The following is a 13945-nucleotide window of genomic DNA, read 5'->3' as shown; positions in this document are numbered from 1 at the left end:
ACAGAGGGTTTTTTACGAGATAAAATAATGCATTTAATTTGTGGAAATAAGGTACAAAGCTATTATATTAAGATAGCAATGATTTAAGCACCACTGCTTGATTGTGTTGCGTGTCTTTTGCGCCATAAAGCAGATGGACATCTTCTTGAGTATCTCGAATAATGGATTTTAAAGTAGCTAAAGCTTCTTGTTGTGCTTTATTGTTTTTCAATTCATTTTCGTATTTTGTTTTAAACGCATCAAATTTGTCTGCATCATGATTAAACCATTTTCTTAAAGAGGAAGAAGGTCCAATGTCTTTAAGCCAGTAATCGACTTTGGCTTCATCTTTAGACACACCCCTTGGCCAAACACGGTCAACTAATACGCGAACACCTTTTTTAGAAGATGAACTATAAATTCTTTGGACATAAATAGCCACAATCATCCCTCCTTTATCGGTCTTTTTCCCTTAAGCAGTCATGTTTAACGCAATAACTGGAAGATCAGCGTGCCAACATAATTGCCAATCACATAACCGAGTGTACCTACAATAAGTATTGGACCGATTAAGCCATGCCATCCTTTACTAATTGCAAGCGCCGCAGCTGTCGTTGGTCCTCCTGCAGTAGCATTAGAAGCAAGCAACATTTCTTCAATATTAAATTTAAAGAGCCGTCCAATCATTAGTGTGAGTCCTAGATTACATATTAATATAATGATGACAAAGATAAAGAGGAGCGGCGCAGTTTTAAAAATAACCGCAAAGGATGCGGGTGTCCCAATGACAACGAAAAAATTATAAATCATAAATGTTCCGATTTCATTTGCACCATTAAGCTTGTCAAAGAATCGTTCGAAACGCATCACTAATAACAGTGTTATTGTTGTAATTAGTAAATATGGATCTCCAAAAAATGTTACGAGTGTCTTCGTGATCACCCATGATTGAGGTATAAGGTTATTTAACCAATCTGACAATGTAAAACTCAATGCGACAATCGCTACAGATAGGCCAAAAGCAATCGCAATATCGTTTAAGTGAACGGGTTTTGCCTCCCAGTAATCATGATGATGTGCCGGTTGATGTTGCGTGTCATAGGAAGTCTTAAACCATTTTTTTATAAAAGAGAATTGGGGCAATGCGATTAATAAAATGAAGTAGAGTGCCATTACACTATTATCTGCGACAACTGTAGATGAAATGAGATCACTTGGGGGTGTGAGCTTTGCGCTTAATGCTGCAAAGTTAACACCACCTCCTATATAACTACCAGTCATCATTGCAGCGATTTTTTTTAGATGCGGAATGTGTGGATGTAAAAAAGCATATGCAATGATGACACCAATGACTGTTCCGGCACTGGCAATTAAGAAGATGCATAATAAACGTTTACTTTCATTCCAAATTTTCTTTAAGTTAGATTGAAACAATAATAACGGAATAGATAACGGAACAATATAGTCCCAGATTATATCATATGCTGGCGCCTTAGTAGGTATAATATTGAAATTAGAAAGCAACATAGCACCTAAAAGTGCGATAATCGCGCCTGATATGATTTTAGCAATTTTAAATTGTTGTTCTAAAATAATGCTGATTGCCGCCCATCCAATGATAAAAGCAAGTAATAACCACGTTTGATTTTGAGAAATAATTGCACCCATAATCATATGATTCCCCCTTAAAAGAAACACTTTTATCTATTTTATATTTTACAAAATGATTTGTCGATAAGGGTAAAATGTGACGTCTTTATGTTTTGGTAATAGAAAAAGCACTGAATAAAATGGAATATGCTAAAATAAATATGTAATTATATAAGTGGAGGTGTGCCATATAATGACAATAGTTATTGGCATATTAATCATTCTCTCTGTAGTTGCTTGGATAAAAGCGGTAATGGTTTCTAAAAAAGAGGGCGAGGCCACTAAGAAGCAACTGAACACATGGGTGATGATTGGTGCAGTACTTACAGTATTATCACTGAGTTTAATGTTTATTGTCTCACAAAATTCTTAAATACATGTCATAAAATAGGTGATGCATTGGATTATAAAATGTGTATCATCTTTTTCTTATACGTATCTTACAAGGTTTAAAAGTACATTAAATTTTTAAAAGATTGGCCCTTTTAAAGTTAAAATATGATAGGACTTTTGATTTTATACGGGATGGTGACACATGCTACTCATTAATACGATAATTATTTTAATTTTATTCTTACTTATAGGATTTCTAGTGGGACACGAGGAAGGAAGATTGGTTTTTATTAAAGCCATTGCGATTGGAACCCTTTTAATTTTCTTGAGTTATATTACCATTTTGATAGGTTCATTCGTAGTTTGGTTACCAATGGTGTTATTATTTGATATTACCGATGGTATCTTTCAAATTGGCCTTATAACAATGCTACTTAGTGGTATCATTCAATATATCTTTTTAAGGTTCATGAGTCGTAAAATTGTTATAAGTGACACGTTAATACAAATTTTAGAATACTTCATTCAATGGTTATTAATTTATTTTACGTTGTATCAATTCGTGGCAAATCAATTAAAAGGATTGGCTGATATCGATGTTCAAAATTTATTTGCCAACTTATTGACGGTAGACAGTATCAATATCTTTATTTTACCTTCCTTATTGGTGAGTTGGATTTCAATCTCTATGGTGAGAATGAGTCGAAAACAGCTTAAAGACCACAAATAACATAATGAAAAATCTCAAAACATGGCAATTTTGTTGCGTTTTGAGATTTTTTTGTTTTTTAGTTCAAAAGAATATTGTTTGTGAAATGATTTGATGCTACACTTTAAATGATAATGATTTTCATTGTCGATGTTTGTAAGGGTGAAAAGGAGACAGAATGATGCGCTATTTTATGAATGGCTATGTGTTGTTTTTCACACTCACAATCCTTACTGTGTGCTCTTTGTTCATTGGGGTGAGTAGCGTTCCGATTACAGCGCTTTTTAACCTTAATGATGATCAACTGAATGTTCTATTCGCAAGTCGTATTCCCCGTACCGTAAGTATTCTTATCGCTGGGAGTTCACTCGCATTAGCTGGTTTAATTATGCAACAAATGATGCAAAATAAATTTGTTAGTCCTACGACAGCTGGAACGATGGAATGGGCGAAATTAGGGATTTTAATTTCTCTTGTTTTTTTTCCATCAGAACATATCCTATTAAAATTGTTGTTTGCTGTGCTATTGAGTGTGGCGGGCACGTTTTTGTTCGTCCAAATGATACAACGTATTCGATTTAAAGATGTTATTTTTGTTCCACTAATTGGTATTATGCTCGGCGGCATTGTGTCTAGCTTTTCAACGTTTATCGCATTGAAAACCAATGCGGTACAAAGTTTAGGGAACTGGATGAATGGTAATTTTGCCATCATCACGAGTGGGCGCTATGAAATCTTGTACTTAAGCTTACCGTTATTGGTTATGACTTACTTATTTGCGAATCAATTTACAATTGCAGGCATGGGACGTGATTTTAGTAAAAATTTAGGTCTCAATTATGATTTAATCATCAATATCGGTTTGTTTATTACCGCTACAATCACTGCACTTGTCGTGGTTACAGTAGGAACTTTACCATTTTTAGGTCTGATTGTGCCTAATATCGTCTCTATTTTTAAAGGGGACCATCTGAAAAATGCTTTGCCACATACAGCAATGCTCGGCGCCATTTTTGTGATGTTTTCAGATATAGTTGGACGTGTTGTCGTTTACCCGTATGAAATCAATATTGGTTTAACGATTGGTATGTTCGGAACTATCATTTTTATTATTATGTTGATGAAAGGACGTCGTCAGTATGCGTAATTCGTCCTTAAAAAAGCTCATCATTTTAATTGTCGCAACCATCATGATTGGTGCGATGTATTTGTTGATTGGTCTTGATTTTGAAATTTTTGAGTATCAGTTTAGTAGTCGTTTGAGAAAACTCTTCTTAATGATCCTCGTTGGTGCAGCAATCGTCGCGTCTACCGTCATTTTCCAAGCCATCACCGTGAACCGTTTATTAACACCTTCCATCATGGGACTTGATGCTGTATATCTATTTAGTAAAGTATTAATTCTTTTTATTTTCGGCGCAAGTTCTATATTTATTACAAATTTTTATTTAAATTTTGCAGTGACATTGGTCGTAATGGTCATTTTCGCATTGATTTTATTTGAAGGTATTTTTAAATATGGTCAATTTTCGGTGTATTTTATTTTGTTAATTGGCGTCATTTTAGGAACATTTTTTAGAAGTATTACCGGTTTTCTTGAATTATTAATTAATCCTGAAGATTTTCTTGTTGTTCAAAGTGCGATGTTTGCCAACTTTGACGGGTCAAATCCAACACTAGTAACCTTAAGTGCCATCGCTTTAACGATTTTGTTACTTGTTACAGTGAAGATGTTGCCGTATTTAGATGTATTATTACTTGGTCGCGCTCAGGCGATTAACCTTGGTGTGAACTATACACAAATGACACGCATGTTGCTCATTTTAGTTGCACTGATGGTTGCCATAGCAACTGCACTTGTTGGACCTATTACATTTCTTGGATTATTAACTATAAACTTAGCACATGAGCTCATTAAAAATTTCGAACATCGTTATATTTTACCAGCAACAATTTGTATCAGTTGGATCAGTTTATTTGTCGCACAGTGGATTGTAGAGCACTTATTTGAAGCAACAACACAAGTTAGTATTTTAATTAACCTCATTGGAGGCATTTACTTTATCTATCTTTTAATGAGGCGGAGGGAAACGACATGATTCGCATTCAGCATTTGAATCAATTTATTGATGACAAGCAAATACTTACTGATGTGAGTGTTGATATACAAAAAGGACGATTGACTTCACTGATTGGACCCAATGGTGCCGGCAAAAGTACATTATTGTCAGCCATCAGTCGCCTACGAGATTTTCAAGAAGGTCAAGTCGAAATCGAAGATACGCCTTTAAATGACTATGGGTCACAAGCTTTATCTCAGAAATTGTCGATTTTAAAACAAACGAACCATACAGAATTAAACATCACTGTTGAACAGTTGGTCAACTTTGGTCGTTTTCCATACTCTAAAGGCTATTTAAAGAAAGAAGATAAAGCAAAAGTAAATGAAGCGATTGCATTATTGAAGTTGGACGACATACGGCACCGTTATCTTAAAACGTTATCAGGCGGTCAACGCCAACGTGCATATATTGCCATGACAATTGCACAAGATACGGAATATATACTTTTAGATGAACCGTTAAACAACTTAGATATGAAACATTCTGTTCAAATTATGCAAACCTTACGTGAACTCGCAGTTTTTCATAACAAAACAATCGTTGTTGTGTTACATGATATTAATTTTGCATCTGTATACTCTGATGATATCGTCGCTTTAAAAGATGGCAAAGTAGTGAAAGCTGGCCATAAACGTGCCGTCATTGACTCAGCGGTATTAAAACAACTCTATGATATGGATGTCAAAATTGAAACGATTCGAGGTCAACAAATTTGTATTTATTTTGATGAACTACCTTGTATGTATCATCAAATGTCTCATAAAGTAATGAGTTAAATGAGGAGGACAATATGAAAAAGTTAGGATTATTATTAATGGTTGCGATGGTCTTTGTATTAGTCGCATGTGGTAATGATGACAATAAGTCATCTAAAAAAGGTGGTTCTAAAGAGACTGTAGAAGTTAAAAATGATTTTAAATTGCGTGGTAAAGCAGATGACGGTAGCCAAGATAAAGCATATTCGGATACAGTAGAAGTGCCTAAAAATCCGCAAAAAGCAGTCGTGTTTGACTACGGTGCATTAAAGACATTAGAAGAAATGGGGCTTAAAGATAAAGTAGCCGCATTACCTAAAGGTGAAGGTAACGCACAATTACCAGATTTCTTAGATGATTTTAAATCAGACAAATATCAAAACACGGGTTCCTTAAAAGAAATCAACTTTGATGTTATTGCAAAAGTTAAACCAGATGTGATTTATTTATCAGCACGTACAGCAAATCAAAAAAATATTGATGAGTTGAAAAAAGCTGCACCAGACGCTCCAATCGTTTATATGGGCGCAAAAAATGATGATTTCATAGAATCTATGAAAAACGACACAAGCATTCTTGGTAAAATTTATGATACTGAAAAGAAAGCAGAAGCTTTAAATAAAGAATTAGATGAAAAGATTGCAGAAGTAAAAGCAAAAACAAAAAACTTAGATTTAAAAGCAATGTATTTACTTGTTAATGAAGGTGAATTATCTACTTTTGGAGCGGGAGACCGTTTCGGTAACCTCGTATTCGATACGTTAGGGTTCAAACCAGTTGATGATAATATTAAGAAAAGCAGTCATGGTCAAAATGTGACAAATGAATATGTGAGTGAGAAAAATCCAGATATCATCTTCGCGATGGATCGTGGTAAAGCAATCGGTGAAAAATCAACAGCAAAACAAGTTTTAGGCAACAATGTCATTAAAAATGTGAAAGCTGTTAAAAATGGTAAAGTTTTAGAATTAGATCCTAAACTTTGGTACTTTGCTTCAGGTTCTACAACAACGACAATAGAGCAAATTGAAGAAATAGAAGAAGGATTAAAATTAGATAAATAAAATTCTAAAATCAATTTAGGGGTTAGGACGTTAGCTATAATGTCCGAGCCCCTTTTTTATGGGAATGAACAATTGAGAAGCATATTACTCTCAATTACTATTGAAATTTTTAAAGGCTTGTTTTTAACGATTTAGCGATCTATGCCATTAAATAGATGTAGGAATCCCTTCATCTTGTATCAAATTGTTAAATCTTCAATACATATCAATCGCCTTCAAAGTGCATTTAATTATGTACTTTGAAGGCTTTTAAATTGATAGGAAGGTGTTATTCCAAACGCTGTATATATGATGATTTTAATCTTGATTGAAATTATTTTTAATGAAACGCTCTAATACTTGAACTAATTGTTCCATGTCGTCACCTTCGAAATTTAATTCTTTGTATACTTCATTCGTGACTTTAAATAAATAGTCGCGCACTTCAATGCCTTTATTGGTCAAAGAAATATTCAGGTTTCGTTCATCTTCTTCATTACGAAGTTTTTGAACGAATCCTTTTTGGTCAAGCTTTTTTATTAATGGTGTGAGTGTACCTGAATTTAAATAAATACGATTGCCTAATGTTTTAATATTTACAACTTCATTAGGCTGTATCGCTTTTAAAGTAATGTATGACGTATACGTCAAATCGTATGACTTTAAGTGTGTCGCGTACTTCTTAATGACTTCTTTAGAAGCAACATAAAATAAAAAACATAGTTCATTTTTTAAGTCATCATGTTCTAATGTCATCATATTGGCCCCCTTGATCTCTTTATAACAGTATAACACTTTTTTCTTGATAGACGCAGAACGGTTACATATAATTGAATTGAACTTAATTTAATTAAAATAATATTTATTATGGTGAGAGAGGGATGTTGTTATATGAAAGATTTTAAATCCGTATTAGAAAGTCGACGTTCGGTTAAACAATTTGATCAGAATGTAAAAATTCCGCGAGAAGAAATGGAAGAAATGATCACACTTACTACGAAAGCACCATCATCTGTAAATATGCAACCTTGGCGTTTTGTCGTAGTTGATACACCTGAAGGAAAAGATATACTACGTCCGTTAGTGCAGTTTAACACGCGTCAAAATGATACATCTGCAGCTATGGTTGTTATTTTTGGAGATATGAAGAACTATGAATATGCTGATAAAATATATGATGATGCGGTTGAAAAAGGGTTCATGCCACAAGAAGTTAAAGATCTTCAAGTTGCGAAATTTGTTGAGCTATATGAAAGCTTAGATCGCCAAGGTATGAATGATATTGTTAAAATCGACAGTAGTTTGGCAGCGATGCAATTTATGCTCATTGCACGATATTATGGTTATGATACAAATCCGATTGGCGGCTTTGAAAAAGATGTTATTGCAGAAGCGCTAGGACTCGATTCAGAACGCTATATGCCTGTGATGATCATTGCAGTGGGTAAAGCAGCTGTGGAAGCGCGTGAATCCGTACGTCTACCGGTAGAGGATGTATTGTCATTTCGCTAAAACATAAAAAATAATCTTAATATTAAAAGCACCCCTTACAACTATCAAATTTGTTGCTAAAGTAGTACATTAGTAATGAAAGAGATAAAGTACGGGGTGACTGTATGTTTGTAGAGAAAAAAATACCCATTAATATTGAAAATTTAAAAAGTGAAGTTGCAACGTATACACAAAAAGCGATACATTCTGAGGATAATATCGAACAAGTTGTACAATTTATTAAGTTAGAACATATTTATGGGGCGGCATTAGAAGAAATTAGTACAAAACTTCATATTTTAGATCAAGATTTTCAGTTGAAAAATGCACATAATCCGATTCATCATATGGAAAGACGTGTGAAAAAAATACCGAGCTTATTACAAAAGTTGAAGCGAAAAGGGTTTGAAATTTCGGCCCAATCCGCACAATCACATATTATGGATATTGCGGGGATTCGTGTTGTATGTAATTACATGAATGATATTTATAACGTTGAGCAACTATTATTGCAACAAGCAGACATAAAGCTGTTAAAACGAAAAGATTATATTCAGTATCCTAAAGCAAATGGCTATAAAAGTTTGCATATTGTCGTGTCCGTTCCAGTATTTTTAACAGATGGCACGATTGAAGCGCCTGTAGAAATACAGCTAAGAACGATTGGTATGGATATGTGGGCGAGTTTAGAACATCAATTACATTATAAATCAACCAATAGTGATAGAGACATGTATCGTCAAACTTTAAGAGAATGTGCGCTTGAAATAGGGGACGTAGAACGCAAAATGGAACGAATCCATTTAAATATCCAACAAGATCAACTTAATGAGCATTAAAAAAATGTGCCGTAAAATCACACGATGTGATGTTAACGGCACTTTTTTTATTTTAAACGGTATAAACTTCGTTGTCCATGTGGCAATGATTCAATGAAAGCAGCTGGATTTTCAGCATAACGATTGCCGATACCATCTTTCATACGTTGAAAATGTAGATGAGGACCTGTCGTTTGTTTACCAGTATTACCCGATTGTGCAATAACATCCTGAGCTTTTACCACATCTCCTGGTTTCACCTTAAACGTATTTAAGTGCATATACCATTGATAATATCGCTTATTGGATTCTTGAATTTCAAGTACATTTCCACCAAACTGATTTTTAAATGTTCGGGTCACTGTGCCGTCTGTAGCAGCCAGAATATCGGTATTTTCAGGCAAATGATAATCAATACCATAATGACGGTTGTCTCCATTAAACTTTAAACCATTGGCATATGTTCCAAATCCGTGTGTTTCACGGTCTTGATGTAAGATATGTGTGATTGACGTATTATTTTGGATATCTTGGATAAATTGTTGTACGAGTGAGTGATAAATGATTACTAATAAAGTGATTGTCGTAACGATGAGCGCACTAAAAACTATTCGCATTAGTTTCTTCATTGAGATGTTCCTTTTTAGAAGTATTGAAATGAGTGTAACCAATCATATGGTGTCGTGCCAATAAGTTGCTCATAAGAAGGCAACGAAGCAAATAGGAAAGAGGTGACAAGTAAAGATAAAAAAACACGCTACTTATGAAAGTAACGTGTTTTGGATTATCTTATCTGTAGATGAAGTTTTGTGAAGCAGCTTGACTAGCTGATAAGGTACGTGATGTTACAACACCAGCGCCGTGACCGTAGTTCATTTCAGAAACTGTTACAGAACCATTTTTGCCTACGCTTTCAACGTATGCAACGTGACCGTAAGGACCAACTGATGTTTGCATGATAGCGCCTGCTCTTGGTGTATTGTTTACTGTGTAACCAGCAGCACGTGCAGCGCTTGCCCAGTTATTCGCATTACCCCAAGTGTTACCGATACCGCCACCTACACGGTTATATACGTAGTACGTACATTGACCAGCAGTGTAAAGATTAGCACCACCACGAGATGTGAAACGAACTGGTGTGCTTGAGTAACCTGAGTTAGAAGGTGCTGGCGCAGCAGTTGTTGTTGTGTTGTAGCTTGTAGTTGAAGCAGCAGGTGCTTGAACAGTGCTTTGTGCATTATAGTTATAGCTATAATTGTAATTATAGTTTGGTGCTGAGTAGTTATAATTGTATGAAGTGTTTTCATAGTTATATCTCGCAGCAGGTGTTGCTGTTGTATAATATTGTGAAGAATAGCTATAGTTATAGCTTCCGTTATAGTTGTAATAATAGAAATCATACACACCGTTAGCGTCAAATGTGTAGTAAGTGTATTGTGCAGATGGATCCCAGTTACCATCTAAAGTATGGTGTTTGTTACCATATTGATCTACTGTAATATAGTCGTTAGTCTCTTGAGAATAATAAGTTGAATATGCATATGAAGATGTGTGTTGCTCAGCAGCTTGAGCATCATCTTGTGCAGCAACTCCTAAAGTAACCAAGCCGAACGTAGCGATTGTAGCAGTAGTTAATTTTTTCATTGTAAAAAAGTCTCCCTATCTAAATTTTAATATCGTTTTCTATGTGCTTTATGCAATCCTCTAGAATCATAGCACATATTATTAAGAAGTAAAGCGTTGTAAACAATTTTAAGTCGTACTGTAACAAAACTGAAATAAAAGATAACAATTTGACTCATTAATAGTTATTTGGAAACAAAAAATTATAAAGCTTGGGTAGGCGATTTTTAAAATATCAATGTGAAATATTACGCTTTTTTCTTGCTGAATAGGAGAATGATAGGAAGAGATAATTTATTAAAATATTGAGAACTTGTTTTAATGATTAAATTATTTATCGAATGATGCTAGATTGAAAATGGGCTTAATGAATAGAAGTAAACGTAAATAAAAAAATACACATATATAATAGAAGAAAAGCGGTACAAAAGATGAAAAGTTATTTGTAAAATATGTAGATAGATTCTAATGATGAAGGTGACAAAAAAAGAGCACTGTATATTTATTGAACGTATAAATTTATGATATATGCAAATTAAGAATGGGATAAAGTGATCATATCGCAATTAAGAAAAAGGGGGCATCCATTTTATTTACGTAGTACCGCAGCACAGTAAATAATGAATGATAGTGCTTTAATTTTAAATATAGATGAGATACTTAATTCACAACGTTCAGGCACATGTACGATTTAAAATGGCTATCGTAGCATATATAGCGTTATTAAATTTCGAACTGAATGAAAAATAAAGGAATAGATATAAAAAAAGAGCCCTATGAAGGACTCTTTAAAGAAAGCATTAAATTATGCTGTTACCCAGTGACCAGCGCCACCAGTGTTATATAAGTGTTGCGCGAATTTATCTTGAACTGCAGCTGGAGCTTGAGCTGGGTTAACACCTACGTATGAAGGGTCAACTTGTTGTGCTACAGCGTTCCATGTTGATGGTAAGAATTGGTAAGCACCTGCAGCACCTGATGATGGGTTAATTGCTGAGTAGTCACCACCAGATTCACGTTGTTTGATTAATTGTAAGTGTGAGTTTACACCTGAACCACTTGTAGATGTAGTTGATGTTTTTGGTGCTTGTGTTGCAACTGGTGCTTGAGTAGAAGCTTGTTGGTTAGATTGAACTGCTGCTGCATTGTTAGTTTCAGCTTGAGTAGAAGCTTGAGCTGAAACGTCTTGAGTTTGAGCTACAGCTGCTTGACCATAACCATTGTATGACCAACCGAAGTACGTACCATCTGACCAGAAGTGGAAGTTAGTACCTTTGTAAGTGAATTTGTAATCGTAAGCACCTGCTTGGATAGGTGATTGATTTAATGATGGATCGTTATTTAAAGCTTTATGCGCTAAAGCTGCTTTATCAATTGAAGATTGAGATACTTCACTTGCGTGAGCGTCTGTTGTATGTGCAGCGACACCTGTCGCACCGATTGCTACTGCTAAAGATGATGCTAATAATGTTTTTTTCATAATTGAAAGTCCTCCAAATAAAATTTTTTCATTTTCAAAAAGTCTGCTTAACTAAAAATTTCAACAATCACACTCTAACAGGCATCTGGATTGATGTAAATTACGAGTTGATAACAAAACATTACGAGAGTATTTCAAAATGATGTTCTGTAATGTGATTGTGATGTGAGATGTTTATATCTATTTCATTAAGATAAACTCAAAAGGTCAACAGCATGAATTACAACCGTATTCTGAAAATAAAGAAAATATACCGTTATATTACAAATATTACAGAAAATCATAGAATTGTAATTTAGATGTCAGGTGTTTGATGACGCTAACAGTGAAAATTAACAAAAAAGTGTTATTTACCGTTTAGAATGTTGATTGCTATCTTTTAAAACACGTATAATAGACTAACCGAGGTGAAGAGATATGGACAAGAAAATTGAAGCACTACAACTTAAAGCCGCAGAATTAACACGTGAAAGCCATGCGCTTGGAATACCCGTAATGGTTGTGTTTGAGGGTGTGCCCGCTTCTGGCAAAACACGCTTAACCAATGAGTTACTATTAACATTAGATGCGAAGTACACACATTTTATCGCCACTAAAACACCTTCTGAACATGATTTGCGTTATCAATTCTTACAAAATTATTGGAATACACTCCCTTCTAAAGGAGATATTAATATTTATTTTAGAAGTTGGTACGCACATTTTATTGATTATAAGATCCATGGGATAAAGAAAAGTACATTTAAACATTATGATAAATTAAAAGCTGAAATCCACGCATTTGAATCAATGCTTCAAAACGATGCGCATGAAATTATTAAATTTTATATTCAAATTAATGAAGAAAAGCGTCAAGAACATATTAATGAAATGAAAGATAATCCTTTAACAAATTGGAAAGCACAAGAATATGAAAATGTAATCCCTTCAGATGTGTATCGTCAAGAATTTCAACATATACTCAATGATGAATGGGAAGTGATTGACTATACAAATAGAACACACGCAATACAACATATGTATGAACATTTGATAGCGCGACTGGAAAAAGCCATTCACCGACATCACAATCGTAAAAAGAAAATAAATGGTGCCTTTAGTGAACCATTTTCTACAGACATTTTTAATGTTCAAATTGAAAAAACACGTAAAAGTGATTATGACGCATTACTACTATCATTACAATTACGACTTAAAGAGTTACAATTCGCCTTATATGAACGTAAAATTCCGCTCATTTTAGTTTATGAAGGCATGGATGCTGCAGGTAAAGGCGGCAATATTAAACGTGTCAGAGAATATCTTGATCCAACTGGCTATGAAGTGAATGCAATTAGTGCACCTACTGATGTTGAATTAAATCATCATTACTTATGGCGTTTTGCGAAAGATATGCCTAAGAGTGGTCATATTGAAATTTTTGATCGTAGCTGGTACGGCCGCGTCCTCGTAGAACGTGTTGAAGGTTTTGCTACGTACGATGAATGGTCTCGAGCCTACGATGAAATTAATGCATTTGAACAAATGTGGGTCAACGACGGAGCTATTGTGTTGAAATTTTTTCTTACTTTAGATAAAGATGAACAACTCAAACGATTTAAAGATAGAGAACAAAATATTAATAAACAATGGAAAATTACCGATGAAGATTGGAGGAATCGTGAAAAATGGGATCTATATTTAGAAGCCAGTCACGATATGATAGAAAAGACACAACACCCGCATGCACCTTGGCTGATTGTACCAGCTGATCATAAAAAATCTGCGCGTATCGAAGTGCTAAAATATATTATACAAAAATGTGAAGAAAGATTATGGGGCGTTAAATATTATTAAATTTAGGGCTTATGACTTATGCAATTTTGACGAATTTCTACTATAATAATAGTTAAATAATTTTCATACATGTTTGTGTAAATGAAAAGTTAGAAAAGAGACTGA

15 protein-coding genes are annotated in these 13945 nt (G+C 34.3%); 9 read left to right on the top strand and 6 right to left on the bottom strand.

Annotation, left to right across the window (positions count from 1 at the left end; genetic code table 11):
* Positions 1-67: 67 nt before the first annotated feature.
* Together GJE18_RS10305 and GJE18_RS10300 are read right to left on the bottom strand one after the other, a co-directional pair.
* Positions 68-421, bottom strand: a complete 354-nt coding sequence (locus GJE18_RS10305; protein ID WP_060551818.1) for a DUF488 domain-containing protein — start codon at positions 419-421, stop codon at positions 68-70.
* Between the two features lie 44 nt (positions 422-465).
* On the bottom strand, positions 466-1653 hold the full coding sequence (locus GJE18_RS10300; protein WP_085622810.1) for a DUF819 family protein: 1188 nt from the start codon (positions 1651-1653) through the stop codon (positions 466-468).
* 169 nt (positions 1654-1822) lie between these two features.
* On the opposite strand from GJE18_RS10300, the gene GJE18_RS10295 reads away from it, so the two are divergent.
* The 6 genes from GJE18_RS10295 to GJE18_RS10270 all read left to right on the top strand — a co-directional run bounded on the left by GJE18_RS10295 (position 1823) and on the right by GJE18_RS10270 (position 6613).
* Entirely contained in the window at positions 1823-2002 is a 180-nt protein-coding gene (locus GJE18_RS10295) for a hypothetical protein (RefSeq protein WP_060551816.1), read from the top strand.
* A 162-nt stretch (positions 2003-2164) separates the two neighbouring features.
* Entirely contained in the window at positions 2165-2692 is a 528-nt protein-coding gene (locus GJE18_RS10290) for an SA1002 family membrane protein (RefSeq protein ID WP_039644023.1), read from the top strand.
* A 160-nt stretch (positions 2693-2852) separates the two neighbouring features.
* On the top strand, positions 2853-3818 hold the full coding sequence (locus tag GJE18_RS10285; RefSeq protein ID WP_107368922.1) for an ABC transporter permease: 966 nt from the start codon (positions 2853-2855) through the stop codon (positions 3816-3818).
* Positions 3811-4770, top strand: coding sequence for an iron chelate uptake ABC transporter family permease subunit (locus GJE18_RS10280; RefSeq protein WP_165886142.1), 960 nt, complete (start codon positions 3811-3813; stop codon positions 4768-4770). The genes GJE18_RS10285 and GJE18_RS10280 overlap by 8 nt, the downstream gene beginning before the upstream one ends.
* Positions 4767-5570, top strand: coding sequence for an iron ABC transporter ATP-binding protein (locus tag GJE18_RS10275; protein WP_060551812.1), 804 nt, complete (start codon positions 4767-4769; stop codon positions 5568-5570). The genes GJE18_RS10280 and GJE18_RS10275 overlap by 4 nt, the downstream gene beginning before the upstream one ends.
* 14 nt (positions 5571-5584) lie before the next feature.
* Positions 5585-6613 (top strand): ferrated catecholamine ABC transporter substrate-binding lipoprotein SstD, encoded by a 1029-nt coding sequence (locus GJE18_RS10270; protein ID WP_060551811.1) that lies wholly within the window; start codon positions 5585-5587, stop codon positions 6611-6613.
* Positions 6614-6910: 297 nt separating this feature from the next.
* Here GJE18_RS10270 and GJE18_RS10265 read toward each other — a convergent pair whose 3' ends face one another.
* The gene (locus GJE18_RS10265) at positions 6911-7348 is read right to left on the bottom strand and encodes a MarR family winged helix-turn-helix transcriptional regulator (protein WP_060551810.1); all 438 of its coding nucleotides are present in this window, start codon (positions 7346-7348) and stop codon (positions 6911-6913) included.
* A 135-nt stretch (positions 7349-7483) separates the two neighbouring features.
* On the opposite strand from GJE18_RS10265, the gene GJE18_RS10260 reads away from it, so the two are divergent.
* The gene (locus GJE18_RS10260) at positions 7484-8104 is read left to right on the top strand and encodes a nitroreductase family protein (RefSeq protein WP_107376497.1); all 621 of its coding nucleotides are present in this window, start codon (positions 7484-7486) and stop codon (positions 8102-8104) included.
* A 104-nt stretch (positions 8105-8208) separates the two neighbouring features.
* Entirely contained in the window at positions 8209-8922 is a 714-nt protein-coding gene (locus GJE18_RS10255) for a GTP pyrophosphokinase (RefSeq protein ID WP_060551808.1), read from the top strand.
* 47 nt (positions 8923-8969) lie between these two features.
* On the opposite strand, the gene GJE18_RS10250 is transcribed toward GJE18_RS10255, so the two are convergent.
* The 3 genes from GJE18_RS10250 to GJE18_RS10240 all read right to left on the bottom strand — a co-directional run bounded on the left by GJE18_RS10250 (position 8970) and on the right by GJE18_RS10240 (position 12004).
* Entirely contained in the window at positions 8970-9530 is a 561-nt protein-coding gene (locus tag GJE18_RS10250) for a M23 family metallopeptidase (protein WP_107368919.1), read from the bottom strand.
* 160 nt (positions 9531-9690) lie between these two features.
* Positions 9691-10545, bottom strand: a complete 855-nt coding sequence (locus tag GJE18_RS10245) for a CHAP domain-containing protein (RefSeq protein WP_060551806.1) — start codon at positions 10543-10545, stop codon at positions 9691-9693.
* A gap of 784 nt (positions 10546-11329) precedes the next feature.
* Positions 11330-12004 (bottom strand): transglycosylase family protein, encoded by a 675-nt coding sequence (locus GJE18_RS10240; RefSeq protein WP_107368918.1) that lies wholly within the window; start codon positions 12002-12004, stop codon positions 11330-11332.
* Positions 12005-12421: 417 nt separating this feature from the next.
* On the opposite strand from GJE18_RS10240, the gene GJE18_RS10235 reads away from it, so the two are divergent.
* A complete protein-coding gene (locus tag GJE18_RS10235) occupies positions 12422-13840 on the top strand; it encodes a phosphate--AMP phosphotransferase (RefSeq protein WP_085622820.1) in 1419 nt (472 codons plus the stop codon).
* The last annotated feature ends 105 nt before the right edge of the window (positions 13841-13945 follow it).

Origin of the sequence: Staphylococcus agnetis (assembly GCF_011466855.1) — a bacterium.
GTDB lineage: Bacteria > Bacillota > Bacilli > Staphylococcales > Staphylococcaceae > Staphylococcus > Staphylococcus agnetis.
Note: the sequence above shows the minus strand (reverse complement) of the source record. Positions and strands in the feature narration are given on the sequence as shown.